Source organism: Hydrogenophaga sp. FW305-3-2-15-A-LB1 (assembly GCF_058787875.1).
This window is the reverse complement of the sequence record NZ_JBYTAE010000078.1, coordinates 1-25,877: the sequence shown is the minus strand read 5'-3', so window position 1 is coordinate 25,877 and position 25,877 is coordinate 1. Positions and strand designations below refer to the sequence as shown.

General features: G+C 66.3%; 23 protein-coding genes, 2 tRNA genes and 1 pseudogene. 21 read left to right on the top strand and 5 right to left on the bottom strand.

Translation table 11 applies throughout. The features are described 5' to 3' along the window. The first annotated feature begins 51 nt into the window (after positions 1-51). Complete coding sequence (locus AC3WPZ_RS21670) at positions 52-633, top strand: superoxide dismutase (protein ID WP_291117076.1); 582 nt, start codon at positions 52-54, stop codon at positions 631-633. Positions 634-868: 235 nt separating this feature from the next. Then, positions 869-3,106: an NADP-dependent isocitrate dehydrogenase gene (locus tag AC3WPZ_RS21665; protein WP_382326604.1), complete on the top strand. Its 2,238-nt coding sequence runs from the start codon at positions 869-871 to the stop codon at positions 3,104-3,106. 45 nt (positions 3,107-3,151) lie between these two features. Here AC3WPZ_RS21665 and AC3WPZ_RS21660 read toward each other — a convergent pair whose 3' ends face one another. Further along, positions 3,152-3,601 (bottom strand): DUF192 domain-containing protein, encoded by a 450-nt coding sequence (locus AC3WPZ_RS21660; protein ID WP_382325001.1) that lies wholly within the window; start codon positions 3,599-3,601, stop codon positions 3,152-3,154. A gap of 130 nt (positions 3,602-3,731) precedes the next feature. On the opposite strand from AC3WPZ_RS21660, the gene icd reads away from it, so the two are divergent. The 3 genes from icd (at position 3,732) to clpA (ending at position 8,014) form a co-directional block, all read left to right on the top strand. Then, entirely contained in the window at positions 3,732-4,985 is a 1,254-nt protein-coding gene (icd, locus tag AC3WPZ_RS21655) for an NADP-dependent isocitrate dehydrogenase (protein WP_492441486.1), read from the top strand. 235 nt (positions 4,986-5,220) lie between these two features. Then, entirely contained in the window at positions 5,221-5,580 is a 360-nt protein-coding gene (gene clpS / locus AC3WPZ_RS21650; protein ID WP_291117066.1) for an ATP-dependent Clp protease adapter ClpS, read from the top strand. A 97-nt stretch (positions 5,581-5,677) separates the two neighbouring features. Next, positions 5,678-8,014 carry an ATP-dependent Clp protease ATP-binding subunit ClpA gene (gene clpA, locus AC3WPZ_RS21645; RefSeq protein ID WP_291117064.1) on the top strand — a complete coding sequence of 779 codons (2,337 nt, stop codon included), beginning with the start codon at positions 5,678-5,680 and terminating at the stop codon, positions 8,012-8,014. 67 nt (positions 8,015-8,081) lie between these two features. Here the strand turns inward: clpA and AC3WPZ_RS21640 are convergent, their stop codons facing one another. Next, entirely contained in the window at positions 8,082-9,632 is a 1,551-nt protein-coding gene (locus AC3WPZ_RS21640) for a helicase HerA-like C-terminal domain-containing protein (RefSeq protein ID WP_444686625.1), read from the bottom strand. A gap of 91 nt (positions 9,633-9,723) precedes the next feature. On the opposite strand from AC3WPZ_RS21640, the gene AC3WPZ_RS21635 reads away from it, so the two are divergent. From AC3WPZ_RS21635 to AC3WPZ_RS21595, 9 genes are read left to right on the top strand one after another with little or no spacing between them, the layout of a single operon-like run. Next, the gene (locus tag AC3WPZ_RS21635) at positions 9,724-10,449 is read left to right on the top strand and encodes a YebC/PmpR family DNA-binding transcriptional regulator (RefSeq protein ID WP_382324995.1); all 726 of its coding nucleotides are present in this window, start codon (positions 9,724-9,726) and stop codon (positions 10,447-10,449) included. A gap of 12 nt (positions 10,450-10,461) precedes the next feature. Next, positions 10,462-11,736 carry a phosphoribosylamine--glycine ligase gene (gene purD, locus AC3WPZ_RS21630; protein ID WP_382324993.1) on the top strand — a complete coding sequence of 425 codons (1,275 nt, stop codon included), beginning with the start codon at positions 10,462-10,464 and terminating at the stop codon, positions 11,734-11,736. Beyond that, a complete protein-coding gene (locus tag AC3WPZ_RS21625) occupies positions 11,733-12,374 on the top strand; it encodes a 1-acyl-sn-glycerol-3-phosphate acyltransferase (RefSeq protein WP_382326610.1) in 642 nt (213 codons plus the stop codon). Before purD ends, AC3WPZ_RS21625 begins: the two co-directional genes overlap by 4 nt. 2 nt (positions 12,375-12,376) lie before the next feature. Then, entirely contained in the window at positions 12,377-13,294 is a 918-nt protein-coding gene (gene hemF, locus AC3WPZ_RS21620; protein WP_382325624.1) for an oxygen-dependent coproporphyrinogen oxidase, read from the top strand. Further along, entirely contained in the window at positions 13,294-13,938 is a 645-nt protein-coding gene (gene nadD, locus AC3WPZ_RS21615) for a nicotinate (nicotinamide) nucleotide adenylyltransferase (protein ID WP_382157706.1), read from the top strand. The genes hemF and nadD overlap by 1 nt, the downstream gene beginning before the upstream one ends. After that, a complete protein-coding gene (gene rsfS, locus AC3WPZ_RS21610; RefSeq protein ID WP_444686624.1) occupies positions 13,935-14,624 on the top strand; it encodes a ribosome silencing factor in 690 nt (229 codons plus the stop codon). Before nadD ends, rsfS begins: the two co-directional genes overlap by 4 nt. Beyond that, positions 14,621-15,088, top strand: coding sequence for a 23S rRNA (pseudouridine(1915)-N(3))-methyltransferase RlmH (gene rlmH, locus AC3WPZ_RS21605; RefSeq protein ID WP_291117046.1), 468 nt, complete (start codon positions 14,621-14,623; stop codon positions 15,086-15,088). Before rsfS ends, rlmH begins: the two co-directional genes overlap by 4 nt. Next, positions 15,085-15,702: a Maf family protein gene (locus AC3WPZ_RS21600; RefSeq protein ID WP_382157712.1), complete on the top strand. Its 618-nt coding sequence runs from the start codon at positions 15,085-15,087 to the stop codon at positions 15,700-15,702. The genes rlmH and AC3WPZ_RS21600 overlap by 4 nt, the downstream gene beginning before the upstream one ends. A 28-nt stretch (positions 15,703-15,730) precedes the next feature. Then, complete coding sequence (locus tag AC3WPZ_RS21595) at positions 15,731-17,296, top strand: Rne/Rng family ribonuclease (protein ID WP_382324987.1); 1,566 nt, start codon at positions 15,731-15,733, stop codon at positions 17,294-17,296. A gap of 104 nt (positions 17,297-17,400) precedes the next feature. On the opposite strand, the gene msbA is transcribed toward AC3WPZ_RS21595, so the two are convergent. Beyond that, complete coding sequence (msbA, locus tag AC3WPZ_RS21590; RefSeq protein ID WP_444687478.1) at positions 17,401-19,209, bottom strand: lipid A export permease/ATP-binding protein MsbA; 1,809 nt, start codon at positions 19,207-19,209, stop codon at positions 17,401-17,403. 216 nt (positions 19,210-19,425) lie between these two features. On the opposite strand from msbA, the gene tolB reads away from it, so the two are divergent. The 7 genes from tolB (at position 19,426) to AC3WPZ_RS21555 (ending at position 24,452) form a co-directional block, all read left to right on the top strand. Next, complete coding sequence (tolB, locus tag AC3WPZ_RS21585; protein WP_444686623.1) at positions 19,426-20,718, top strand: Tol-Pal system beta propeller repeat protein TolB; 1,293 nt, start codon at positions 19,426-19,428, stop codon at positions 20,716-20,718. Positions 20,719-20,796: 78 nt separating this feature from the next. Then, positions 20,797-21,378 carry a peptidoglycan-associated lipoprotein Pal gene (gene pal / locus AC3WPZ_RS21580; protein WP_382324985.1) on the top strand — a complete coding sequence of 194 codons (582 nt, stop codon included), beginning with the start codon at positions 20,797-20,799 and terminating at the stop codon, positions 21,376-21,378. A 5-nt stretch (positions 21,379-21,383) separates the two neighbouring features. Next, a complete protein-coding gene (gene ybgF / locus AC3WPZ_RS21575) occupies positions 21,384-22,166 on the top strand; it encodes a tol-pal system protein YbgF (protein WP_382157718.1) in 783 nt (260 codons plus the stop codon). 79 nt (positions 22,167-22,245) lie between these two features. After that, positions 22,246-23,358, top strand: coding sequence for a YeeE/YedE family protein (locus AC3WPZ_RS21570; protein ID WP_382324981.1), 1,113 nt, complete (start codon positions 22,246-22,248; stop codon positions 23,356-23,358). Next, positions 23,355-24,182 carry a tRNA threonylcarbamoyladenosine dehydratase gene (locus AC3WPZ_RS21565; RefSeq protein ID WP_382324979.1) on the top strand — a complete coding sequence of 276 codons (828 nt, stop codon included), beginning with the start codon at positions 23,355-23,357 and terminating at the stop codon, positions 24,180-24,182. The genes AC3WPZ_RS21570 and AC3WPZ_RS21565 overlap by 4 nt, the downstream gene beginning before the upstream one ends. 74 nt (positions 24,183-24,256) lie before the next feature. Next, positions 24,257-24,332: transfer RNA gene (locus AC3WPZ_RS21560), tRNA-Lys, on the top strand. A 44-nt stretch (positions 24,333-24,376) separates the two neighbouring features. Continuing rightward, positions 24,377-24,452 (top strand) — tRNA-Lys (locus tag AC3WPZ_RS21555). Positions 24,453-24,457: 5 nt separating this feature from the next. Here AC3WPZ_RS21555 and AC3WPZ_RS21550 read toward each other — a convergent pair. After that, complete coding sequence (locus AC3WPZ_RS21550) at positions 24,458-24,766, bottom strand: ATP-binding protein (protein WP_492441482.1); 309 nt, start codon at positions 24,764-24,766, stop codon at positions 24,458-24,460. Between the two features lie 14 nt (positions 24,767-24,780). Further along, positions 24,781-25,877 (bottom strand): annotated as a pseudogene (locus AC3WPZ_RS21545) (hypothetical protein); the annotation flags it as partial.

Here is a 25,877-nt window from a genome sequence, read left to right as displayed (position 1 = left end):
CTTCCCGCGGCCAAGCGCGCCATTTCACAACACCAACGCAAGAGGAACCCCATGGAACACACCCTGCCCAAACTGCCTTACGACCTGGACGCCCTGGCCCCGCACTACAGCCGCGAGACGCTCGAGTACCACCACGGCAAGCACCACAACGCGTATGTGGTCAACCTGAACAACCTGCAAAAGGGCACGGAGTTCGAGAACATGGACCTCGAGTCCATCATCAAGAAGTCCAGCGGCGGCATCTACAACAACTCGGCCCAGATCTGGAACCACACCTTCTTCTGGAACTGCATGAAGCCCAACGGTGGCGGTGAGCCTTCCGGCGCGCTGGCCGCGGCCATCACGGCCAAGTGGGGCAGCTATGCCGCCTTCAAGGAAGCCTTCGTCAAGTCCGCCGTGGGCAACTTCGGCTCGGGCTGGACCTGGCTGGTGAAGAAGGCCGACGGCTCGGTCGACATCGTCAACATGGGCGCCGCCGGCACCCCGCTGACCACGGGCGACAAGGCCCTGCTGACCGTGGACGTGTGGGAACACGCCTACTACATCGACTACCGCAACCTGCGTCCCAAGTTCGTCGAGACCTTCCTCGACAAACTGGTGAACTGGTCGTTTGCCGAAGCCAACTTCGCCTGATCGCATGCGCCAGCATCAAGGGCTCGGAGGGTGACCTTCGGGCCCTTTTTGCTGTCTGGCGGCATGAAAGCATGCAAATTTTTTTGCGCGTGTTTTGTATTGTGGGAATGTGATCCCAAAAACGAAGGCCTGGCCCTTGCGCTGAAAGCACAATCACGGGATACCGGTCACCGTGTCCGCGCCACCGGCCTGGATGCCGATCGGCATCGCACCCTACAACCTCTGGAGATAAGCAATGAGCAGCCAGCAACCCACCATCATCTACACCCTGACGGACGAGGCCCCCTTGCTGGCCACCAGTGCGTTTCTCCCCGTCATCCGCACCTTCGCAGCGCCCGCAGGCATCAACGTCACCACCGCCGACATCTCCGTGGCGGGGCGCGTGCTGGCGGCTTTCCCTGAGTGCCTGACCGAGGAACAGCGCGTCAGCGACGACCTCGCCGCGCTGGGCAAGCTCACGCTCAAGCCCGAGGCCAACATCATCAAGCTGCCCAACATCAGCGCGTCGGTGGCCCAGCTCATGTCGTGCATCAAGGAGCTGCAGGCCAAGGGCTACAAGATCCCGGACTACCCCGAGAATCCCAAGACCGACGAAGAAAAGGACATCCGCGCGCGCTACTCCAAGTGCACCGGCAGCGCAGTGAACCCGGTGCTGCGCGAAGGCAACTCGGACCGGCGCGCCCCCCGCGCGGTGAAGGAATACGCCCGCAAGAACCCGCACAGCATGGGTGAGTGGAGCCAGGCTTCACGCTCGCACGTCTCGCACATGCACCACGGCGACTTCTACCACGGTGAGAAGTCCATGACCCTGGACAAGGCGCGCGACGTCAAGATGGAGCTGATCACCAAGAGCGGCAAGACCATCGTGCTCAAGCCCAAGGTCTCGCTGCTGGATCGCGAGGTGATCGACTCGATGTTCATGAGCAAGAAGGCGCTGCTGGCCTTCTACGAAAAGGAGATCGAGGACGCGCGCAAGACCGGCGTGATGTTCTCGCTGCACGTCAAGGCCACCATGATGAAGGTGTCGCACCCCATCGTGTTCGGCCATTGCGTGCGCATCTTCTACCGCGACGCCTTCGAGAAACACGGCAAGCTGTTCGATGAACTGGGCGTGAACGTCAACAACGGCATGGTGGATCTGTACAACAAGATCGCCACGCTGCCGCAGAGCAAGCAGGACGAGATCAAGCGCGACTTGCACGCCTGCCACGAAGGCCGCCCCGAGCTGGCCATGGTCGATTCGGCCAAGGGCATCACCAACTTCCATTCGCCCAACGACGTGATCGTCGACGCTTCCATGCCGGCGATGATCCGCAACAGCGGCAAGATGTGGGGCGCCGACGGCCGCCTGAAGGACGTCAAGGCCGTGATGCCCGAATCGACCTTCGCCCGCATCTACCAGGAGATGATCAACTTCTGCAAGTGGCACGGCGCTTTCGATCCCAAGACCATGGGTACCGTGCCCAACGTGGGCCTGATGGCCCAGCAGGCCGAGGAGTACGGTTCGCACGACAAGACCTTCGAGATCCCCGAAGACGGCGTGGCCAACATCACCGACCTGGCCACCGGCGAGGTGCTGATGAGCCAGGACGTGGAGCAGGGCGACATCTGGCGCATGTGCCAGGTCAAGGACGCTGCCATCCGCGACTGGGTCAAGCTGGCCGTGACCCGCGCGCGCAACTCGGGCATGCCCGTGGTGTTCTGGCTCGACGCCTACCGCCCGCACGAAGCCCAGCTGATCACCAAGGTCAAGATGTACCTGCACGAGCACAACACGGCAGGTCTGGACATCCAGATCATGAGCCAGGTGCGCGCCATGCGCTACACGCTGGAGCGCGTGATCCGCGGGCAGGACACCATCAGCGCCACCGGCAACATCCTGCGCGACTACCTGACCGACCTGTTCCCCATCATGGAACTGGGCACCAGCGCCAAGATGCTGTCCATCGTGCCCCTGATGGCCGGTGGCGGCATGTACGAGACCGGTGCCGGCGGCTCCGCGCCCAAGCACGTGCAACAGCTGGTGGAAGAGAACCACCTGCGCTGGGATTCGCTGGGTGAGTTCCTGGCCCTGGCCGTGAGCTTCGAAGACCTGGGCCTCAAGAACAACAATGCCCAGGCCAAACTGCTGGCCAAGACCCTGGACGCGGCCACCGGCAAGCTGCTGGACAACAACAAGAACCCGTCGCCCAAGACCGGTCAGCTCGACAACCGCGGCAGCCAGTTTTACCTGGCGCTGTACTGGGCGCAGGAGCTGGCTGCGCAGACCGAGGACAAGGCGCTGGCGGAGAAGTTCGCACCGCTGGCCAAGGCGCTGGCCGACAACGAGAAGACCATCGTCAAGGAACTGGCCGACGTGCAGGGCAAGCCGGTCGACATCGGCGGCTACTACAAGCCCGATTTCGCCAAGCTGGAAGCCATCATGCGCCCCAGCAAGACGTTCAACGCGGCGCTGGCTTTGCTGAAGTCCTGACGCAAAAAAGGCCACCGGAAACGGTGGCCTTTTTCTTTTCGGGGGTTACTTGATGAACGGGGCGCCGCTCAGGCGCGAGCCGGCCTTGATGCCGCGCTTGTCGAACCAGCCCTGGTGCATCTCGAGCACGTAGCGCACCGGCTTGGCCGAGCAGTGCGAGTCCAGGCTCTGGGGCTGCATGTTCGCCAGGTTGACGATGGTGCCGTCGTCGGCCACGAAGGCGGCGGTCAGCGGCAGCAGCGTGTTCTTCATCCAGAAGCACTGACCGGAGGGCTGTTCAAACACGAACAGCATGCCCTCGTTGACCGGCATGTCCTTGCGGAACATGAGGCCCACGGCACGTTCCTGAGGGGTGGCGGCCACCTGGGCCTGGATCAGGTGCATGCCGGCCGACAGGCCGACGCGCGGCAACTGGAGCTGAGGACCTTCCTGGGACCAGGCGGGCCCCGACAGCAGGAAGAACAGGCAGATCAGGGGCGTGAGCAGGCGTTTCATGCGGTGAGGCGGGTGAGTCGGGTCAGGCCCGCATTGTCTGCCATCGTGGCACGGCCGGGCGGGGGCTGAAGCTCCGAGTCTAGAATTCGCGCTCTTGTTCCCTTCCTCAGCCCTCTGGATTCCCATCGACATGTACCAGCACATCCGCGTGCCCGCCCAAGGTCAGAAGATCGCCGTCAATGCCGACATGTCGCTCCAGGTGCCTGACGAACCCATCGTGCCTTACATCGAAGGCGACGGCACCGGCCTGGACATCACGCCGGTGATGCTCAAGGTGGTGGACGCCGCCGTGGCCAAGGCCTATGGTGGCCGCCGGAAAATCCACTGGATGGAGGTCTATGTCGGCCAGAAGGCCACCCAGGTCTACGGGCCGGACGTCTGGCTGCCGGAGGAAACCCTGGACGCCTTGCGCGCCCACGTGGTGTCCATCAAGGGGCCCTTGTCCACGCCTGCCGGTGGGCCGTTCCGCTCGCTGAACGTGGCGCTGCGCCAGGCGCTCGACCTCTATGTCTGCCTGCGCCCTGTGCAGTACTTCGAGGGCGTTCCGTCGCCGCTGAAGGAGCCCGAGAAAACCAACATGGTGGTGTTCCGCGAGAACTCGGAAGACATCTATGCGGGGATCGAGTACGAGGCGGGCTCTCCCCAGGCGCAAAGCCTGATCCGCCTGCTGCAGGACGAAATGGGCGTGACCACCATCCGTTTCCCGGCCACGTCGGGCATCGGCATCAAGACGGTGTCCATGGAGGGCACCGAGCGCCTGATGCGCAAGGCGATCCAGTACGCCATCGACCACGACAAGCCCAGTGTGACCATCGTGCACAAGGGCAACATCATGCGCTACACGGAAGGCGGCTTCCGCGACTGGGCCTACGCGCTGGCCCAGAAGGAATTCGGTGCGGCCTTGCTCGACGGCGGGCCGTGGTGCCAGTTCCGCAACCCGAAGACCGGCCGGGGCATCCTCATCAAGGATTGTTTCGCCGACGACTTCCTTCAGCAGATCCTGCTGCGCCCGCTGGACTTCTCGGTGGTGGCCACGCTCAACCTCAACGGCGACTACATCGCCGACGCGCTGGCGGCGCAGGTGGGCGGCATCGGCATCGCGCCGGGTGCCAACCTGTCCGATTCCCTGGCGTGCTTCGAGCCCACCCACGGCCCCGTGCCCAGGTTCGCGGGCAAGGACTACGCCAACCCATGCGCCGAAATCCTCGCCGCCGAGATGATGCTTCGGCACCTGGGCTGGAAGGAGGCCGCCGACGTGGTCATCGCCGCCCTGCGCAGCGCCATCGGCAGCAAGCAGGTCACCCACGACTTCGCCCGGCTGATGTCCGGCGCCACCCAGGTCAGCTGCTCCGGTTTTGGCGACGTGATGATCGAGAGCATGTAAATCGCGCCTGGTTGGCCAAATCCATTCCCCCGCCCGGGCGTGCGGTGGGAAGAAGCGCACGAATGCCGCCCAACTCGGTGGTTTTCAAGCCAGCTTTCGCTTCACAATGAGGCATGGCTGATGCAGGTTGCCACTCCCCCCGCCGACCCGAAGGCAATGCTGTTTCGGGCCGTCGGGAGGCTGTTGTATTCCCGCACGATGCGGCGGTGCAATGCGCACCGCTAGAATCATTTTCATGGCCACCCAGAACCCCAAGAAACCGCCCAACCCTGTTGTCTCGCCCCCCAGCACGGGCAGCGACGACTCGGTGGTGCTGGAGCGGCGCGCGCAACGCACCCAACCCCCCCAGATGTTCCAGGTGGTGCTGCTCAACGACGATTTCACGCCAATGGAATTCGTGGTGCATGTCATCCAGGAGTTTTTCAGCAAGGACCGGGAGACCGCCACCCAGATCATGCTCAAGATCCATCTGGAAGGAAAAGGCATCTGCGGCGTGTATTCGCGCGATGTCGCCAGCACCAAAGTGGATCAGGTGCTCCAGGCCGCCCGGGCGGCGGGGCATCCATTGCAATGTCTGAGTGAACCGGTTGAATAAATCCGAATCCACCCCATCTGAGCCCTAGTCAGCCCCTTTTGACCTTTTTGAACCAGACGATTGCCTCTTCGATCACCCAGCCCAAAGGACGTGCCCAATGATTGCCCAGGAACTTGAAGTCAGCTTGCATATGGCCTTTGTCGAGGCCCGGCAGCAGCGGCACGAATTCATCACGGTGGAGCACCTGTTGCTCGCGCTGCTGGACAACCCCAGCGCCGCCGAGGTGTTGCGCGCCTGCTCGGCCAACATCGACGACCTTCGCAAATCCTTGACGAACTTCATCAAGGACAACACCCCGCAGGTGGCCGGCACCGACGAGGTGGACACCCAGCCCACGCTGGGCTTCCAGCGCGTCATCCAGCGCGCCATCATGCACGTGCAGTCCACCGGCAACGGCAAGAAGGAAGTCACCGGCGCCAACGTGCTGGTGGCGATCTTTGGCGAGAAGGACTCGCATGCCGTGTACTACCTGCACCAGCAGGGTGTGACGCGCCTGGATGTGGTGAACTTCATCGCCCACGGCATCCGCAAGAGCGACCCGCCGGAGCCCACCAAGTCGGGCGAAAGCGCGGCCGAGAACGAGGAAGCCAGCGAAGCCAAGGGGAATGAGAAAGCCTCGCCCCTGGAGCAGTTCACCCAGAACCTGAACCAGATGGCCAAGGACGGCAAGATCGATCCGCTGATCGGCCGCGAGTACGAGGTCGAGCGCGTGATCCAGATCCTGTGCCGCCGCCGCAAGAACAACCCGCTGCTGGTGGGTGAAGCCGGTGTGGGCAAGACCGCCATCGCCGAGGGCCTGGCTTGGCGCATCACCCAGGGCGACGTGCCCGAGATCCTCGCCGAGTCGGCCGTCTACTCGCTCGACATGGGCGCTTTGCTGGCCGGTACCAAGTACCGCGGTGATTTCGAACAACGCCTCAAGGGCGTGCTCAAGTCGCTCAAGGACAAGCCCAACGCCATCCTGTTCATCGACGAGATCCACACGCTGATCGGTGCGGGTGCCGCCTCGGGTGGCACGCTGGACGCGTCCAACCTGCTCAAGCCGGCGCTCTCCAGCGGCCAGCTCAAGTGCATCGGCGCCACCACCTTCAGCGAGTACCGCGGCATCTTCGAAAAAGACGCGGCCTTGTCGCGCCGTTTCCAGAAGGTGGACGTGGTCGAGCCGACGGTGGCCGAGACGGTGGACATCCTCAAGGGGCTGAAGTCGCGCTTTGAAGAGCACCATGGCGTGAAATACGCCGTGGCCGCCCTGCAGGCCGCCGCCGAGCTCAGCGCGAAGTACATCAACGACCGCCACCTGCCCGACAAGGCCATCGACGTGATCGACGAGGCCGGCGCCGCCCAGCGCATCCTGCCGGTGTCCAAGCGCAAGAAGACCATCAGCAAGGCCGAGGTCGAGGAAATCGTGGCCAAGATCGCCCGCATTCCCCCGGCGAACGTGTCCAACGACGACCGCAGCAAGCTGCAGACGCTGGAGCGCGACCTCAAGAGCGTGGTGTTCGGCCAGGACAAGGCACTGGAAGTGCTGGCATCGTCGGTCAAGATGGCGCGTTCGGGCCTGGGCAAGGCGGACAAGCCGATTGGTGCCTTCCTGTTCAGCGGCCCCACCGGCGTCGGCAAGACCGAAGCCGCCAAGCAGCTGGCCTACATCATGGGCATCGACCTGATCCGCTTCGACATGTCGGAGTACATGGAGCGCCATGCCGTGAGCCGCCTGATCGGCGCGCCTCCGGGCTATGTGGGCTTCGACCAGGGTGGCCTGCTGACCGAGGCCATCACCAAGAAGCCGCACTGCGTGCTGCTGCTCGACGAGATCGAGAAGGCGCACCCGGACATCTTCAACGTGTTGCTGCAGGTGATGGACCACGGCACCCTGACCGACAACAACGGGCGCAAGGCCGACTTCCGCAACGTCATCATCATCATGACGACGAACGCGGGTGCCGAGACCATGAACAAGGCGACCATCGGCTTCACGAACCCGCGCGAAGCGGGCGACGAGATGGCCGACATCAAGCGCCTGTTCACGCCCGAGTTCCGCAACCGCCTGGATGCGACCGTCAGCTTCAAGGCGCTGGATGAGAACATCATCATGCGCGTGGTCGACAAGTTCCTGCTCCAGCTGGAAACGCAACTGGCCGAGAAGAAGGTCGAGGTCACGTTCACCGACGGGCTGCGCAAGCACCTGGCGAAGAAGGGCTTCGACCCGCTGATGGGCGCGCGTCCGATGCAGCGCCTGATTCAGGACACGATCCGCCGTGCCCTGGCCGACGAACTGCTGTTCGGTCGCCTCACCGAAGGTGGGCGCCTGACGGTGGACATCGAGACCAAGCAGGACGAAGCGGGCAAGGAAACGCAGGAAGTCATGCTCGACATCCAGCCTTTGTCGAAGAAGGAAGGCAAGGCCAAGCCCGAGGAAGCCACGGCGGGCTGAGTTCCGTCGACGTCTGAATGAAAAAGGCCCGGTATGACCGGGCCTTTTTTCTTGGGCGATCGCCGGATCAGCGCTTCTTGCTGCCGCCCAGCAGGCCCCCGAGCATGCCGCGCACGATCTGGCGGCCCAGGCCACTGGCCACGCTGCGGGCCGCGGTTTTGGCCATCGTCTGCACCAGGCCGTCGTATTGCCCGCCACGGGGGCCGGTGCGGCCGAACAGCGCTTCGTTGACCATGTTGCCGAAGCCGCCGCTCTCGGCCGGTGCCTGCTGCTTGTCCGCGCCCGGAATGCGGGGCGTCTTCGCGGCCGAGGACGCTTCGGTGGGTTCCTCCGCGCCGCGTTTTCCGGCGTGGTTGGCAAACATCTCGTAGGCGCTTTCGCGGTCCACCACCTTTTCGTACACGCCCGCCACCAGCGAGTTCTGGCGCAGTTGCTGGCGCTGGGCGTCGGTGATGGGGCCCAGCTGGCTGCCTGGCGGCACCACGAAGACGCGCTCGGTCTCGGTCGGGCGGCCCTTGGGGTCGAGCAGGCTGACCAGGGCTTCGCCCACGGCCAGCTCAGTGATCGCGGCTTCGATGTCCAGCCCCGCCTTGGGGCGCATCGTCTGGGCGGTGGATTTCACGGCCTTCTGGTCGCGGGGCGTGAAGGCGCGCAGCGCGTGCTGCACGCGGTTGCCCAGCTGGCCGAGCACGCTGTCGGGGATGTCCAGCGGGTTCTGTGTGACGAAATAGACCCCCACACCCTTGGAGCGCACCAGCCGCACCACGAGCTCGATGCGCTCGATCAGCACCTTGGGTGCTTCGTTGAACAGCAGGTGGGCCTCGTCGAAGAAGAAGACCAGCTTGGGCTTGTCCGGGTCGCCGATCTCGGGCAGGGTCTCGAACAGCTCGGACAGCATCCACAGCAGGAAGGTGGCGTACAGGCGCGGCGCGTTCATCAGCTTGTCGGCCGCCAGCACGTTGATCACGCCCTTGCCGTCCACCGTCTGCATGAAGTCGGTGATGTCGAGCATGGGCTCGCCGAAGAACTTGTCGCCCCCTTGCTGCTCCACCTGCATCAGCCCGCGCTGGATGGCGCCGATGCTGGCGGCGCTGATGTTGCCGTATTCGGTGGTGAACTGCTTGGCGTTGTCGCCGATGTGCTGCAGCATGGCCCGCAGGTCTTTCATGTCGAGCAGCAGCAGGCCGTTGTCGTCGGCGATCTTGAACACCAGGTTGAGCACGCCGGCCTGGGTGTCGTTGAGGTTGAGCATGCGCGCGAGCAGCAGCGGACCCATGTCGCTGATGGTGGCGCGCACCGGGTGGCCCAGCTCGCCGAACACGTCCCACAGCGTGGTGGGGCAGGCGTGGGAGGCGGGTGGCGTGATGCCCCGGTCTTTCAGGATGGCGCTCATCTTCTCGCCGAAGCTGCCCGGCTGGCTGATGCCGGAAAGGTCGCCCTTGACGTCGGCCATGAACACCGGCACGCCGATGTTCGAGAACTGCTCGGCCAGCGTCTGCAGGGTCACGGTCTTGCCCGTGCCGGTGGCGCCGGTGATCAGGCCATGGCGGTTCGCGAGCCCGGGCAACAGCTGGCAGGTGGTGGTGGCGTTCTGGGCGATCAGCATCGGTTCGGCCATGGCAAGGGTTCCTCAGGGAAGGCGGTTCGGGTGAAAACGTAAAATCGCAGGCTTATTAGATCAAAGCCAGAACGGGCAAAAGGACAATTTCGTGGCCGGACACAGCAAATGGGCAAATATTCAGCACCGCAAGGGTCGCCAGGATGAAAAGCGCGGAAAGATCTGGACGCGCGTGATCCGCGAGATCACCGTGGCGGCCCGCCAGGGCGGCGGGGACCCGGCGATGAACCCGCGGCTGCGGCTGGCCATCGACAAGGCCAAGGCCGCCAACATGCCGGCCGACCGCATCAAATACAACGTGGACAAGGCCTCGGGCAACCTGGAAGGCCAGGCCCTGGAAGAAATCCGCTACGAAGGCTACGGCATCGGCGGTGCGGCCGTGATCGTCGACACCATGACCGACAACCGCGTGCGCACGGTGGCCGAGGTGCGTCACGCTTTCAGCAAGTACGGCGGCAACCTGGGCACCGATGGCTCGGTGTCGTTCCAGTTCAAGCACTGCGGCCAGCTGGTGTTCGCGCCCGGCACCTCCGAGGACAGGGTCATGGAAATCGCGCTGGAGGCGGGTGCCGACGACGTGATCAGCGACGGCGACGGCGCCATCGAGGTGCTGACCTCGCCGGTGACGTTCGAGGCGGTCCGCAACGCGCTGGAAGCCGCCGGCCTCAAGCCCGAGGTGGCGGAGGTCACGATGCGGGCCGAAAACACCATCGAGCTGACGGGCGACGACGCCGCGCGCATGCAGAAGCTGCTGGACGTGCTGGAGGACCTGGACGACGTGCAGGACGTGTTCCACAACGCCGAAATCGGCGAATAAAGGTCGGCCCGGATGAAAGTACTCGTGATTGGCGGCGGTGGCCGCGAACATGCGCTGGCCTGGAAGCTGGCCCAGGCCGAAGGTGTGCAACAGGTTTTCGTGGCGCCCGGCAATGCCGGCACCGCGCGCGACCCGGCGCTGACGAACCTCGATATCACCGACAAGGCGGCGCTGCGTGCCTGGGCGCAAGGGCAGGGCGTCGCCCTCACGGTGGTGGGCCCGGAGGCGCCCCTGGCGGCTGGCGTGGTGGATGAATTCCGCGCCCATGGCATGCCGATCTTCGGCCCCACCAAGGCCGCCGCGCAGCTGGAGAGCTCCAAGGCGTTCTCCAAGGCCTTCATGCAGCGCCATGGCATTCCCACGGCGAAGTACCAGACCTTCACCGATCCGGCTGCGGCGCACGCCTACGTGGACACCGAGGGCGCGCCCATCGTGATCAAGGCCGATGGCCTGGCCGCCGGCAAGGGCGTGGTGGTGGCGATGACGGCGGCCGAGGCGCACGAGGCGATCGACTTCATGCTGGTCGACAACACCCTGGGCGTGGCCCACAACGAGGGTGGCGCGCGCGTCGTGATCGAGGAATTCCTCGTGGGTGAGGAAGCCAGCTTCATCGTGCTGTGCGACGGCGAGCACGCCTTGGCCCTGGCGACCAGCCAGGACCACAAGCGCCTGATGGACGCCGACCAGGGCCCCAACACCGGTGGCATGGGGGCGTACTCCCCCGCACCGGTGGTCACGCCGGCGGTGCACGAGCGCGCCATGAACGAGGTGATCCTGCCCACGCTGCGGGGCATGAAGGCCGATGGCATTCCCTACACAGGTTTCCTCTACGCGGGTCTGATGATCACGCCCGACGGGCAGGTCAAGACGCTGGAGTTCAACTGCCGCATGGGCGACCCGGAGACGCAGCCCATCATGATGCGGCTGCGCAGCAACCTGGCCCAGGTCCTGTTGTCCGCCACCCGTGGCGAGCTCGATCATGTGGCGCTGGACTGGGACCCACGGGTGGCGCTGGGCGTGGTGCTGGCCGCCGCCGGTTACCCGCTGAGCCCGCGCAAGGGCGATGCCATCACCGGCCTGCCGGCCGACGAAGCCGATCGCATGGTCTTCCATGCCGGCACCAGCGGCGCGCCGGGCGCGGTGCAGGTGTCGGGCGGGCGCGTGCTCTGCGTGACGGCGCTGGCGGGCTCCGTGGCCGATGCCCGGCAACGCGCCTACGAGGTGGTGGACGCCATCCACTTCGACGGCATGCAGTGCCGCCGCGACATCGGGTACCGCGCACTTTGAACCCCTCCGCCGACTACCCCGGGCCGCACGCGGTCCGGTTTCGTGGTTCTTCGCTGTCGCGCTGGCTGCTGTCCCGTCTGGGTTGGCAGCTGCGCTTTGATGGTTTTCCGCGCCTGCAGGGCGTGGCCATCGTCTATCCCCACACCAGCAACTGGGACTTCGTCGTGATGCTGCTGGCCAAGTGGGCCATTGGCGTGCCGGCGCGCTTCTGGGGCAAGGACACGCTGTTCCGCGTGCCCGTGCTGGGTGCCTGGATGCGGTGGCTGGGTGGCATCCCGCTCGATCGCCAGTCGCCTCGCGGCGTGGTGGGGGAGATGGTCGCCTTGATGACCCGGCATCGGCAGGAGGGACGCCTGCTGTGGCTGGCGCTCTCGCCCGAAGGCACGCGCCGGCGCGCGCCAGGATGGCGCAGCGGCTTCTACCAGGTGGCGGTGGGGGCGGACGTGCCCGTGGCCCTGATCCAGCTCGATTACAGTCGCAAGCAGGTGAACGTCACCGACTTCATTCGCCTGAGCGGCGACGAGGCGGCGGACTACGCCCGCATGGCCGCGTCGTACGAGAGCGTGCGCGGCCTGCATCCCGAACTCGCCAGCCCCGTGCAACCTTTGTCCAGGCCCCTTTCCGTCGATCCGGCATGAGCATGCAACAGACCCCCACGTCCTTTGTGCGTGAGTACCTCACCGACCTGCAGGACCGCATCGTCTCCACCGTGGCGCTGGTCGATGGGGGCAGTTTCGTGGTGGACCGCTGGACCAAGCCGGCCGGCGAGCCGCTGCAGGGCAGTGGGGTCACGCAGATCCTCGAGGACGGTGCCGTCTTCGAGCGCGCGGGCTGCGGTTTTTCCCATGTCACCGGGCCCCGCCTGCCACCTTCGGCCACGCAGCACCGGCCCGAGCTGAGCGGTGCACCCTTCGAGGCCATGGGTGTTTCGCTGGTGTTCCACCCGCGCAATCCTTATGTGCCCACGGTGCACATGAACGTGCGCATGATCGCTGCCACGCCCGAGGGTGGCGAGCCCGTGTGCTGGTTCGGCGGCGGGATGGACCTGACGCCGTACTACGGTTTTGAAGAGGACGCGGTGCATTTCCATCGCTCGGCGAAAAACGCGCTCGATCCCTTCGGCGTGGACAAGTACCCGCGCTTCAAGACCTGGTGCGACGAGTATTTCTATCTCAAGCACCGCGATGAGCAGCGCGGCATCGGCGGGGTGTTCTTCGACGATTTCTCCGAGTTGGGCTTCGATGGCAGCTTCGCCATGATGAGTTCGGTGGGTGACGCCTTCCTGGACGCCTATCTGCCCATCGTCGACCGCCGCAAGAACACGCCCTACGGCGAGCGCGAGCGCAGCTTCCAGCTGTACCGGCGCGGCCGCTACGTGGAGTTCAACCTCGTCTGGGATCGGGGCACGCATTTCGGGCTGCAGTCCGGCGGACGGGCCGAATCGATCCTGCTGTCCATGCCGCCGCTGGTGAGCTGGGCCTACAACCGCAAGACGAAAAAAGGCACGCCGGAAGACCGGTTGTACAAGGAGTTCCTGGTGCGCAAGGACTGGATCTGATGGCTTCTACCTCGCCACCCCGGCGCGTGGGCATGTTCGGTGGGGCGTTCGACCCCCCGCATTGGGCGCACCGTGCGCTGGCCGAAACCGCGCTCAACCAACTTGGCCTCGATGCGCTGCACATCCTGCCCACGGGCCATGCCTGGCACAAGTCGCGCGTGCTGTCGCCCGCCGATGACCGCGTGGCCATGTGCGAACTCGCCTTTGGCGATCTGCCGCACGTGCAGCTGGACCAGCGCGAAATCCACCGCGAAGGCCCGAGCTACACCGCCGACACCTTGCGCGAACTCAAGCGCGAGTACCCGCAGGCCCAGCTGTTCCTGATCCTCGGCGCCGACCAGTTGCTGGCGTTCAAGAACTGGGTGCGCTGGCAGGAGGTGCTCGATCTGGCCACGCTGGCCGTGGCCAACCGGGCCACCAACATCGGTGCCGACGCCCCCCTGGACCAGGCCACCGAAACCGACCTCTCCAGCGTCGATCTTCCCTTCGAGCTGCTCAACATGCCCCTGAAGAACATCAGCGCGACGGCCGTGCGCGCCCGCGTGGGCCAACCCGCGCAGAGCACCGGCGCGCTGGATGTTCTGGTGCCCGAGCCCGTCGCACGCTATATTTCACAACACCACCTCTACCAGCCTCCTACATGACCAGCGAAACCACAGCCAAGAAAGACATCCAGCGACTCCAGAGGGCCATCGTCGATGGGCTCGAGGACGTCAAGGGTCAGGACATCGTGGTTTTCAACACCGAGCACCTCTCCCCCTTGTTCGAGCGGGTCATCGTGGCCAGCGGCACGTCCAACCGCCAGACCAAGGCACTCGCCGCCAGCGTGCGCGATGCCGTGCGTGAAGCGGGTTTCGACAAGCCGCGCATCGAGGGCGAAGACAACGGCGAATGGATCATTGTGGACTGCGGCGCCGCCGTGGCGCACGTGATGCAGCCCGTGATCCGCCAGTACTACCGCCTGGAAGAGATCTGGGGCGCCAAGCCCGTGCGCCTCAAGCACGGCACGGAAAAGCCTGCCGCGCCGGCCAAGCCCGCCGCGAAGAAGAAGGCCGCCAAGGCGCCTGAGGCCGCCCCCGTTGCGGCCAGGAAGGTGGTGCGCAAGACGGCCGCCAAGGCCGCGCCGCCTGCGCCCGCGAAGAAGAGCCCGGCCAGCACCAGCAAGGCCGCCGCACCCAAGCGCGGCGCCACCGCTGCCAAGAAGGCGCCCCTGCCCAAGGTGGTGGTCGGCAAACCCGTGGCCAAGAAGACCGCGAAACCCGCCGCCAAGTCGGTGGCCAAACCCGCGGCCAGGAAAACCAGCCAACCGGCCGCCAAGAAGAAGGCATGAGGCTGCTGATCGTCGCGGTCGGGCAGCGGGTGCCTGACTGGGCCCAGACCGCCTACGACGATTACGCCAAACGCTTTCCACCCGAGCTGCGGGTGGAACTCAAGTCCGTCAAGACCGAGCCGCGCGGCTCCAAGACCCTGGAGACGCTGCTCGCGGCCGAGCGCGAGCGCATCGAGGCCGCCATTCCCCGTGGCAGCCGCGTGGTCGCGCTCGATGAACGCGGCACCACGCTCACCACCAAGGCCCTGGCGCAACAACTGCAGCAGTGGCAGCTGGAGGGCGACGACGTTGCCCTGGTGATCGGTGGGCCCGACGGCCTGGAGCCGGCTTTCCGCGCCGCGGCCCACCAGCGCATCCGACTGTCCGACCTGACCCTGCCGCACGCCATGGTGCGGGTGCTGCTGATCGAGCAGCTGTACCGGGCCTGGTCGGTCAACGCCAACCATCCCTATCACCGCGAATGACCGATTTCATCTACCTGGCGTCCCAGAGCCCGCGCCGCCGGCAGCTGCTGGAACAGTGGGGCGTGCGCTGCGAGCTGCTGTTGCCCGATGCCGAGGAAGACGTGGAGACGCTGGAAGCCGTGCTGCCCGGTGAAGCACCCACCGCCTATGTGCAGCGGGTCACCGCGCTCAAGCTGGAAGCCTCGCTGGCGCGTCTGAAGCGCCGCCGCCTGCCGAATGCGCCCGTGCTGTGCGCGGACACCACCGTGGCGCTGGGCCGCCGCATCCTTGGCAAACCCGCCGATGAAGCCGAGGCCGCCCGCATGCTGGCCGATCTGGCGGGCCAGCAGCACCGGGTGCTGACGGCGGTCGCCGTGGGCAAGTCGGGTGCCCGGGGCGATCGCACCTGGGCGGCCTTGTCCACGTCCCGGGTCACGTTCGAACCGCTGAGCGCCGCGCAGATCCGCCGCTACGTGGCCACCGGCGAGCCCATGGGCAAGGCCGGCGCCTACGGCATCCAGGGGCGCGCGGGTTTGTGGGTCAGCCACATCAGCGGCAGTTATTCGGGCATCATGGGCTTGCCTGCGCACGAGACAGCGCAGGTGCTGCACGCCGCGGGCGTGCGGTTGATCTGAGACACCACACGCCACGGAGAAGGGCTTCATGAGCCAGGACATTCTGATCAATTGGTCTCCCCAGGAGACGCGCGTGGCCGTGGTGGAGCAGGGGGCCGTGCAGGAGGTGCACCTGGAGCGCACCCTGGAACGCGGCCTCGTGGGCAACATCTACCTGGGCAAGGTGTCGCGCGTGCTGCCCGGCATGCAGTCGGCCTTCATCGACATCGGCCTGGACCGGGCGGCCTTTCTCCATGTGGCCGATCTGATGCCCAACATCGCGGCCAAACACGCCACGCCGCGCGAACGTCCCCTGACGCCGTCGACCAGCGAGGTGGATCCGGCGGCAGCCGGGGCACCTCCCGTCAATGCCGGCGCCAAGCTGCTCGCGCCCAATCCCGTGCTGCCCATCGAGCGCCAGATCTTCGAGGGCCAGGCCCTGATGGTGCAGGTGCTCAAGGACCCGATCGGCACCAAGGGCGCGCGCCTCACGGCCCAGATCAGCATCGCCGGCCGCCTGCTGGTGTTCCTGCCGCAGGACAACCACATCGGTGTGTCGCAGAAGATCCCGCCCGCCCAGCGCGAGGCCTTGCGCCAGCGGCTCGTGCGGTTGACCGCCACCGCCGACGGCAGCCCAGCGGGCGGCTTCATCCTGCGCACCAACGCCGAGGACGCCACCGACGAGGAACTGGTGGACGACACCGCCTACCTGCGCAAGACCTGGCTGCGCATCAAGGAAGCCGCCACGCGCCAGCCGCCGGCCACCTTGCTGCACGAGGACCTGAACCTGATGCAGCGCGTGCTGCGCGACCTGGTGGGCGCCGAGACGCAATCGATTCGCATCGATTCGCGCGAGCAGCACGGGCTGCTGGTGGGTTTCGCGGCCGAGTTCATGCCCGATACCGTCGGCAAGCTGCAGCACTACAGCGGCGAGCGCCCGATCTTCGACCTGTTCAGCATCGACGAGGACATCGCCCGCGCGCTCAGCCGCCGGGTGGACCTGAAGTCGGGCGGCTACCTGGTGATCGACCAGACCGAGGCCCTGACCACGGTGGACGTGAACACCGGTGGTTTCGTGGGCGCGCGCAATTTCGACGACACCGTGTTCCGCACCAACCTGGAAGCGGCCCAGGCCATCGCGCGCCAGCTGCGCCTGCGCAACCTGGGCGGCATCGTGATCGTGGATTTCATCGACATGGTGCGCGACGACCACCGCGAGGCGGTCCTCACGGAGTTCCGCAAGCAGCTCGCGCGCGACCGCGTGAAGACCATGACGGGGGGCTTTTCTCAGCTCGGCCTGGTGGAGATGACGCGCAAGCGCACGCGCGAATCCCTGGCCCACATGCTGAGCGAGTCCTGCGAGGCCTGCAGCGGGCGGGGCGCGGTGAAGACGGCGCGCAGCGTCTGCTACGACATCCTGCGCGAGATCCTGCGCGAGGCGCGTGCCTTCAACCCGCGCGAATTCCGGGTGGTGGGGTCGCCCAAGGTGATCGAGCTGTTCCTGGACGAGGAGCGTGCCCACCTGGCGGGCCTGTCGGACTTCATCGGCAAGCCGATCTCCCTGCAGAGCGAGAGCTCGATGACGCAGGAGCAGTACGACATCGTGCTGCTATAGGAATCCCCCTGCGCCGCCTTCGGCGTCACCCCCCCCAGGGGGCAACACCTGCGGCCCGGCAAAGCCGGTTCCGCGGTGTTTCTGGAAGGGGGGCTTTCTCCGGCCTACACCTCTGGCCGAAAACTTTGCGCGTGCAGGCGCGCGTACAGCCCGTCGGCCTGCAGCAGCTCGCGGTGCGAGCCCTGTTCCCGGATGCGGCCGTCGGCCAGCACGATCACGCGGTCCGCGTGCTCGATGGTGGAGAGGCGGTGCGCGATCACCAGGGTGGTGCGGCCCTTCATGAGGCGGGCCAGGGCGTCCTGCACCAGCCGTTCCGACTCGTTGTCCAGTGCCGAGGTGGCTTCGTCCAGGATCAGCACGGGCGCGTCCTTGTAGATCGCGCGGGCGATCGCCAGGCGCTGGCGCTGGCCGCCCGAGAGCTCGGCCGCGTTGTGGCCCACGGTGCTGTGGATGCCCTGGGGCAGGCGCTGGATGAGCTCGCCGAGGTTGGCCGAGACGAGCGCCGCGCGCACGCGCATTTCATCGATCTGATCGTCCGCCGCCCCCAGCGCCACGTTGGCGGCCAGCGTGTCGTTGAGCATCACCACGTCCTGGCTCACCATGGCGTACTGGCGGCGCAGGCTGCGCAGCTCCCATTCGGGAAGCGGCACGCCGTCGAGCAGCACCTCGCCGCGCTCGATTTCGACGAAGCGCGGCAGCAGGTTCACCAGCGTGGTCTTGCCCGAACCCGAGGGGCCCACGAAGGCCACCACCTCGCCGGGCCGGATGTCCAGCGACACCCCCCTGAGGGCGATCAGGCTGTCGTCGTCCCCACGGGCGGGGCCGCCGTCTTTCGCGGGGTAACGCACCCAGACGTCGCGCAGCGAAATCGAGCCCGAGACCCGGTCGGCGGCGTGCCTGCCACCGGTCTGCTCGGGCGTGTGCTCGATGAGTTCCAGGCCCCGTTCGAGCGCGGCCAGCCCGCGCGTGATGGGCGCGGCGATCTCGGCGAGGTGCCGGATGGGGGTGATCAGCATCAGCATCGCGGTGACGAAGGCCACGAAGTTGCCCACCGTCACGCCGCTGGTGCTGCTCTGCCAGAGCGCCACCGCGATCACGGCCGACAGCGCGGCAGACGCCAGCAGCTGGGTCAGGGGGGTCATGGCGGCCGAGGAGATGGTGGACTTGAGCGCCAGGCGCCGCAGGGCCATGCTCAGGCGGTCGAACCGCTGGCTCTGCCGTGCCTGGGCGCCGTGCAGGCGCACCATGCGGTGGGCGAGCACGTTTTCTTCCACCACATACGCCAGTTCGTCGGTGGCCTGCTGGCTGTCGCGGGTCAGCTTGTAGAAGCGGCGCGAGAGCACCCGCATGATCAGGATCAGACCTGGAAAGACCATCAGCACGATGAGCGTGAGTTTCCAGTTCAGGTAGAGCAGGTAGCCCATGAGGGCCACCACGGCCAGGCTGTCCTTGGTGAGCGTGAGGAAGGCCGTCACCAGCAACTGCGAGCCGGTCTGCACCTCGTACACCAGGGTGTTGGAGAGCTTGCTGGCGTTTTGCCGTGCAAACAGGGTCATCTGGGCGTCGTTGAGCTTGACGAACATGGCGCGGCGCAGGTTCAGCAGGCCCAGGCTGGCCGTGTACGACAGCGCGTACTGGGCGGTGAAGCCGGCCACGCCCCGAATGCCGAACAGCCCCATCAGCGCCACCGGCACCATCCACAGCTCGACATTGCCCTGGGCGAAGCCGCGGTCCAGCAGGGTCTTCAGCAGGGCGGGGATCAGGGGCTCGGTCAGCGCCCCGATCAGGGTGGCCACGGCCGCGAGGACAATGCCGGTCTTGGCCGAGCGGAAGTAGGGCCACAGGCGCAACAGGCGCTGCGTGAGGGTGCCGTCCAGGGGCTTTTGCGGTTGGGCGGTATCGGTCAAGGGCAGGTCGCTTCAGGAAATCTTGCAGATCGGCGGAACAATGTGGCGCCACGGGAATCAAGCATCGGATGCATGCCGGGCAGGCAGCGGCGTGCACACATCTTGTCACGGAAGGCCCAGTGCCCTCCGTTATTATCAGTTGGTTGGCTGCGACGCATTCTCAGCGCCGCAACCCAAGGCACAGGCGACACACACAGGATGCTGGATTTGACTCGACACGACATGCAGGCCCCCCTTCCCAGGCGATCCGTTCTCGGGCTCGTTTCCTCCTTACCCCTGCTGACCTGGCCGCTGTCGTCCGCTCACGCCCAGTTCCGGGTGGAAGTGGCGGGTGTGGGCCTGACGCAGTTCCCGTTTTCCGTGGTCGGATTCCGCGGCAACGACGTGGCCAGCGAAAACATCGCCGCCATCGTGCGCGCCGACCTGGAGCGCAGCGGCCAGTTCCGTTTTGTCGATCCGGTGTCCGGTGGTCTGGACGAAACCTCGCGCCCCGACCTCGGCCCCTGGCGCGAACGCGGTTCGGATTCGCTGTTGACCGGCAGCGTCACCCGCCTGGCCGACGGCCGCTTCGACGTGCGCTTCCGCCTTTGGGACGTGGTGCGCGGGCAGGACCTCGGCGGCCTGAGCTACCCCGTGGGCGCCACCGACCTGCGCCTGGCAGCCCACCGCATCGCCGACCATGTGTTCGAGAAGATCACCGGCGTCAAGGGCGTGTTCTCCACCCGCATCGCCTACGTCACCAAGGCCGGCCAGCGCTACAACCTCTGGGTGGCCGATGCCGACGGCGAGAACGCGCGCGCCGCGCTCACCAGCCCCGAGCCCATCATCTCGCCGAGCTGGGCGCCTGGAGGCGGCCAACTGGCCTATGTGTCGTTCGAGGCCCGCAAGCCGGTGATCTACGCGCACGACGTCGCCACCGGCAAGCGCCGCCTGCTGGCCAACTTCAAGGGCTCCAACAGCGCGCCGTCCTGGTCGCCCGACGGCCGCTCGGTGGTGGCCACGCTCTCGATCTCGGGCAACGCCCAGATCTACACCATGGACGCCAACGGCGGTGAGCCCCGGCGCCTGAGCCAGTCGGCCAGCATCGACACCGAGCCCGTGTTCAGTCCGGATGGCAAGAGCATCTATTTCGTGAGCGACCGGGGCGGCTCCCCGCAGGTCTACCGCATGGGTGCGCAGGGCGGCAATGCCCAGCGCCTCACGTTCACCGGCAACTACAACATCTCGCCCGCGCCGAGCCCGGACGGCCGCTGGCTCGCCTTCATCTCCCGCATCAACGGCGCCTTCCGTCTGCACGTGATGGACCTGGGCAGTGGCACCGTCACCGCCCTGAGCGAGTCCAGCGGCGACGAAAGCCCGAGCTTCGCGGCCAACAGCCGCATGATCATCTACGCCACCCGCGACAAGGGCCAGGAAGCGCTCATGACCACCACCGTCGACGGTCGCATCAAGACCCGGCTGGCTGGTGCCCAGGGCGACATCCGCGAACCCGAATGGGGCCCCTTCCTCAAATGAGCGGCAGCGCACAGCGAGTCTGAGCCGCGTCCGCTATCGTCCATCCAGCTTCTTTTCTATCTCCCAAAGGAATTTCCCATGTCCAACAACAACACTTCCGCCAACTCGTTTCCTCGCACCTCGGGCCGCTGGCTGCGCCTGATCGCCGGTATCAGCCTGGTGGCAGCCCTGGCGGCCTGCAGCTCCGGCGTGAAGCTCGACAACGTGCCGGTGGAAGACCGCACGGGTTCGGCCGCCGGTGCCGGTGGCACGGGGGGCCAATCGGGCGCGGTGGATCCGCGTGGTGTTTCGGGCGTGTCGGTCAATGGTGCGGACTCGGCCCAGCCGAACGCCCTGAGCCGCGTGATCTACTTCGACTACGACAGCTTCGAAGTGAAGGCCGAGTCGGCCGCCACGCTGGAAGCCAATGCGCGCTACCTCAACGCCAACCGCACGCGCCGCGTGAACCTCGAAGGCCACACCGACGAGCGCGGCGGCCGTGAGTACAACCTGGCCCTGGGTCAGAAGCGCGCCGAATCCGTGCGCCGCGCCCTGTCGCTGCTGGGCGTGCCCGAGACCCAGATGGAAGCCGTGAGCTTCGGCGAAGAGAAGCCCGCTCAGACCGGTTTTGACGAAGCGGCGTTCAGCAAGAACCGCCGCGTTGAACTGACCTACCGTTGAGCCCCATGGTGACCCGCTTGCGTTTTGCCTCCAGCCTGCTGGGTGCGGGCTCCCTGGCGGCGGCCGCGTTGTGGCCGCTGCAGGCACACGCCCTGTTTGGCGACGATGAAGCCCGCCGGGCCATCATCGAATTGCGCCAGAAGGTCGATGCCAACCAGCAGGCCGACGAAGCCGCCAAAACCGAGGCTCGCGAAAGCAACGCGGCCACCCGCCGCAGCCTGCTCGAACTCTCCAACCAGATCGAGCAGTTGCGCGCCGAGCTCGCCCGCATGCGCGGGCAGAACGAGCAACTGGCCCGCGAAGTGTCGGAGTTGCAGCGCCAGCAGAAGGACGTGCAGGCGGGCGTGGACGAGCGCTTGCGCAAGGTGGAGCCGCTGCGCATCGATCACGATGGCCAGAGCTTCACGGTCGCACCCAACGAAAAGCGCGACTTCGATGCCGCCATGGACCTGCTGCGCAAATCCGAGTTCGGCCCGGCGGCGAGCGCGTACAACGCCTTCCTGGTGCGCTATCCCGCCAGCGGCTACCGGCCTTCGGTGCTGTACTGGCTGGGCAACGCGCAGTACGCGAGCCGTGCCTACAAGGAAGCGGTGGACACCCACCGCCGCCTGGTGACCGAGTTCCCGACCCACATGCGCACGCCCGAAGCCATGCTGGCCATGGCCAACAGCCAGATCGAACTCAAGGACACCAAGGGCTCGCGCAAGACGCTCGAGGATCTGGTGAAGGCGCATCCGAACTCGGAAGCCGCCGCGGCTGGCCGCGAACGCCTCGCGCGCCTGCGCTGAGGCGCAGGGCACACGGCACCAGCGCGGTGCCGTGGCCTTCGCCGGGTGAGGGAGTTGGCCGCCTCCTACAATGGCGGCCATGGAAATTGCCGACTTTCTCAAACTGCAGACCCAGGTTCTCTGGGCTGCCTTCGCCGTGGCCGTGGCCTTTGGCTTCATCGCCCAGCGCACCCATTTCTGCACCATGGGCGCGATCAGCGACATCGTCAACATGGGCGATTGGACCCGCATGCGCATGTGGGGCATGGCCGTCGGCGTGGCCGTGCTCGGCTTCTACGGCATGGCGTGGCTGGGCTGGATCGACGCGGGCAAATCCATCTACACCTCCGGCCGGATCATCTGGCTCTCGGCCCTGGTGGGCGGCGCGCTGTTCGGTTTCGGCATGGTGCTGGCCTCGGGATGCGGCAGCAAGACGCTGGTGCGCATTGGCGCGGGCAGCCTGAAGTCCCTGGTCGTCTTCTTCGTGATGGGTTTTGCCGCCTTCGCGACCCTGCGGGGGGTGCTGGCCGTGCTGCGCGTCAACACGGTGGACAAGGTGGCTTTCGACATCCCTGCCGGTGGCGCCATTCCCATGTGGGTGTCCAGCGGGCTGGGCATGGAGCCCGCGCTCGCCGGCCTGTTGCTGGCGGTGCTGGTGGGGGGCGCGCTGGTGGTGTGGGCGCTGCTCGGCACCGAGTTCCGCAGCTTCAACAATGTGCTGGGGGGCCTGGGCATTGGCCTGGTGATCGTGGCCATGTGGTGGGTCAGCGGCCACCTGGGCTTCGTGGCCGAACACCCCGAGACGCTCGATGCGGTCTACCTGGCCTCCAACTCGGGGCGCATGGAGTCGCTCACCTTCACCGCGCCGATGGCCTACACGCTGGACTGGATCATCTTCTTCAGCGACACGTCCAAGTTGCTCACCTTCGGCGTGGTCACCGTCGCGGGCGTGGTCGTGGGCTCGCTCGCCTGTGCCTTGATCGAAGGCAGCTTCCGCTGGGAAGGCTTTCGCAGCACGCAGGACACCGCATTGCACATCGCGGGCGCGGCCTGCATGGGGGTGGGTGGCGTGACCGCCCTGGGCTGTACCGTGGGGCAGGGTCTGTCAGGCCTGTCCACCCTGAGCTTCCTCAGCATGATCGCCGTCACCGGCATCGTGCTCGGCGCCATCGGCGGTTTCCGCTTCCAGATGTGGCTGCTGGACCGCGAGTGAGCGCCCTCACGCCCGAGGTGTTCGAACGCCGCTTCGGCGGGCTTCGGCGCCTGTATGGCGTTGAAGGCGCGCAGCGCATCTTCGATGCCCATGTGGCGGTGGTCGGCATCGGCGGGGTGGGGTCCTGGGCGGTCGAAGCACTGGCGCGCAGCGGCGTCCGGCGGCTCACGCTGATCGACCTGGACCACGTGTCCGAGTCCAACATCAACCGCCAGATCCACGCGCTGGAGCCCACGCTGGGGCAAGCCAAGGCCGACGCCATGCGCGAACGCATCGCGCTCTTCCACCCCGACTGTGTGGTCGATGTGATCGACGAGTTCGTGACACCGGACAACTGGCCCGGCCTGCTGGAGGCACTGCCTCAGGGCGCGGGGCAACTGTCCGCGCTGATCGATGCCTGCGACCAGGTGCGCGCCAAGACCACGCTGGCGGATTGGTCGGTGTCTCAGGGTGTGCCCTTCGTGACGGTGGGCGCTGCGGGGGGCAAACGCCTGGCCCAGGCCGTGGAGGTGGCCGACCTGGCCGACACCACGCACGACCCCTTGCTGGCCCAGCTGCGCTACCGGTTGCGCAAGCAACATGGCGGCTCACGCACCGGCCGGATGGGAGTGGCCTGCGTGTTCAGCCGGGAGGCGGTGGCACCGCCGGATGCATCCTGCGGGCTGGACGACAACGATGGCTCGCTCAATTGCCACGGCTATGGTTCGGCCGTGAGCGTGACCGCCACATTTGGCCTGTGCGCCGCAGGCTGGGTGATGAATACACTGGCCGCTGACGCAAAAAAAACGCGGCATCTTCAAAGACCCGTAACAACCACGCTATAATTTGAGGCTTGGCGCAGCAGTCGACAAGACTCGAATCCAGTGCAGGTCACTGGCATTCACGCAGAATCCCTTCGGGGGCGTTAGCTCAGTTGGTAGAGCAGCGGACTCTTAATCCGTAGGTCGAGTGTTCGAGTCACTCACGCCCCACCACCGTTTTTCAGCGGTTGCCCCACGGCAGCCAGACCATTTTTGATGGGACGTTAGCTCAGTTGGTAGAGCAGCGGACTTTTAATCCGTTGGTCGGCAGTTCGAGCCTGCCACGTCCTACCAAAGATCTAGGGGCTTAGCCGCAGGGCTAAGCCCCTTTTTCTTGTCTCCGCGCGATCGGTCGCCGTCTCATCGAAGTGCAAGATGGCCGTGGTGTCTTCGTTGGGCGCCAGGGTGATCCGGAAGTCGCCCTGCAGGCTTCGCATCACGCGTTGACAGAGCACCAGGCCCATGCCAAGACCTCCCGAACCCTGGGAGCGGCTGGCGGCCAGCGCATCCAGGGCCTCGGCGGGTGGACGCCTTCCGTTGTGCGATAGGCGAATGCAGGCCTCGCCTTCGTGAAGACCCACGGTGATTCGCAGGCGTGGCTGTGCCATGCCCTGCAAGGCGCTCAGGGAAGCTGGCCGGTGTGATAGACGGACGCACTCTCATAGGACCGCACCTCCTGCTCGCGAACCACGGTGAGCCCCCCCTGAATCTGTGCCGCTTGCGCGGACTCGAGCAGGGCGGCCGATATCCAGTTCAGGCCCCGGGTCTGGTCGCTGCTCAAGGCCACCACCGATCGGCCGGCCTGCAGGGGCGACTCAAAGCCGGCGATCACCGCCAGGCTGCCAGGTGCTTCCACCTGGAGTGGGGCCAGCGATGGGCTCGCCGGCGTGTCGGCGCCTTCGCGGGCAGGGTGCAGCCAGGATCGCCAGCCGGCCATCTGAGTGGCCGGACCGCGCGTGTCCCTGCGATGGGCGTCGAGCGCAAGCATCGGGCCCTTCTGCCAACGCTTGAGCAAGGTGTGCAACTGCGGCCCACCGATCAGCAGGAGGTCGCGGTCATGGACCTGTTCAAGCCTGTCGGGCGTGGTGATCTCGAAGTGCCAGGCGGGCGTGCCGGTCCAGCGGCCGAAACTGCCCATCACCGCCAGCAGGGTCTCGATCTCGTGGTCGTCGGGTTGTGGGGGCAGCACGATGGCGGTTTGTGCCAGATCCGCGTACCGCGTGAAGGGAAAGCCCGATCCCGCGAAAGCCGCCAGATCGGGCATCTGCAGAAAATGCGGTAGTGCCGAGAAATCCAGCGTGGACTCGGCGTCCACCGAGGCCCGGGTGGACTCGGCGCGCCAGGCGCAGTCGCCGGCCTGGGGCTTCATGCCCAGTGGCAGTTGCACTTCGAGCGTGTTGCTTTGTCGTGGCTGGAACTCGGGCAGCTTCACGCGCACCGACCCCGACGCCTCGTCCGCGTCGCCCAGCCATCGGCCCAGCCCGCCCAGGGAGTCTGAGGAAGAAGCGGCGGCCAGGCGCCAGGCGCGCACGAAGCTGCCCGTGAGCTGCCGCAAAGGCAGTTGCACGGTGCGCCACGCGTCGGTGTTCTCAGCCGGGGGAGAAGGGGGCTGCTGGGCCCAGGCAGGGCCCTGCAAGACAGCCCAGATGCCGGCGAGCACGAGTGCCAGTCGCAGGCCGCGGGCGAAAGTGGAAACGGGGATGGAACGGGGAAACGGGG

Coding starts and splice junctions, on each gene's coding strand:
- AC3WPZ_RS21570 (WP_382324981.1), top strand. CDS start 22,246: ATGGAAATTGCCGACTTTCTCAAACTGCAGACCCAGGTTCTCTGGGCT.
- purD (WP_382324993.1), top strand. CDS start 10,462: ATGAAAGTACTCGTGATTGGCGGCGGTGGCCGCGAACATGCGCTGGCC.
- icd (WP_492441486.1), top strand. CDS start 3,732: ATGTACCAGCACATCCGCGTGCCCGCCCAAGGTCAGAAGATCGCCGTC.
- clpS (WP_291117066.1), top strand. CDS start 5,221: ATGGCCACCCAGAACCCCAAGAAACCGCCCAACCCTGTTGTCTCGCCC.
- AC3WPZ_RS21665 (WP_382326604.1), top strand. CDS start 869: ATGAGCAGCCAGCAACCCACCATCATCTACACCCTGACGGACGAGGCC.
- AC3WPZ_RS21600 (WP_382157712.1), top strand. CDS start 15,085: ATGACCGATTTCATCTACCTGGCGTCCCAGAGCCCGCGCCGCCGGCAG.
- AC3WPZ_RS21550 (WP_492441482.1), bottom strand. CDS start 24,766: ATGGCACAGCCACGCCTGCGAATCACCGTGGGTCTTCACGAAGGCGAG.
- AC3WPZ_RS21595 (WP_382324987.1), top strand. CDS start 15,731: ATGAGCCAGGACATTCTGATCAATTGGTCTCCCCAGGAGACGCGCGTG.
- hemF (WP_382325624.1), top strand. CDS start 12,377: ATGCAACAGACCCCCACGTCCTTTGTGCGTGAGTACCTCACCGACCTG.
- nadD (WP_382157706.1), top strand. CDS start 13,294: ATGGCTTCTACCTCGCCACCCCGGCGCGTGGGCATGTTCGGTGGGGCG.
- tolB (WP_444686623.1), top strand. CDS start 19,426: ATGCAGGCCCCCCTTCCCAGGCGATCCGTTCTCGGGCTCGTTTCCTCC.
- pal (WP_382324985.1), top strand. CDS start 20,797: ATGTCCAACAACAACACTTCCGCCAACTCGTTTCCTCGCACCTCGGGC.
- rsfS (WP_444686624.1), top strand. CDS start 13,935: ATGACCAGCGAAACCACAGCCAAGAAAGACATCCAGCGACTCCAGAGG.
- rlmH (WP_291117046.1), top strand. CDS start 14,621: ATGAGGCTGCTGATCGTCGCGGTCGGGCAGCGGGTGCCTGACTGGGCC.
- AC3WPZ_RS21670 (WP_291117076.1), top strand. CDS start 52: ATGGAACACACCCTGCCCAAACTGCCTTACGACCTGGACGCCCTGGCC.
- clpA (WP_291117064.1), top strand. CDS start 5,678: ATGATTGCCCAGGAACTTGAAGTCAGCTTGCATATGGCCTTTGTCGAG.
- AC3WPZ_RS21660 (WP_382325001.1), bottom strand. CDS start 3,601: ATGAAACGCCTGCTCACGCCCCTGATCTGCCTGTTCTTCCTGCTGTCG.
- ybgF (WP_382157718.1), top strand. CDS start 21,384: ATGGTGACCCGCTTGCGTTTTGCCTCCAGCCTGCTGGGTGCGGGCTCC.
- AC3WPZ_RS21640 (WP_444686625.1), bottom strand. CDS start 9,632: ATGGCCGAACCGATGCTGATCGCCCAGAACGCCACCACCACCTGCCAG.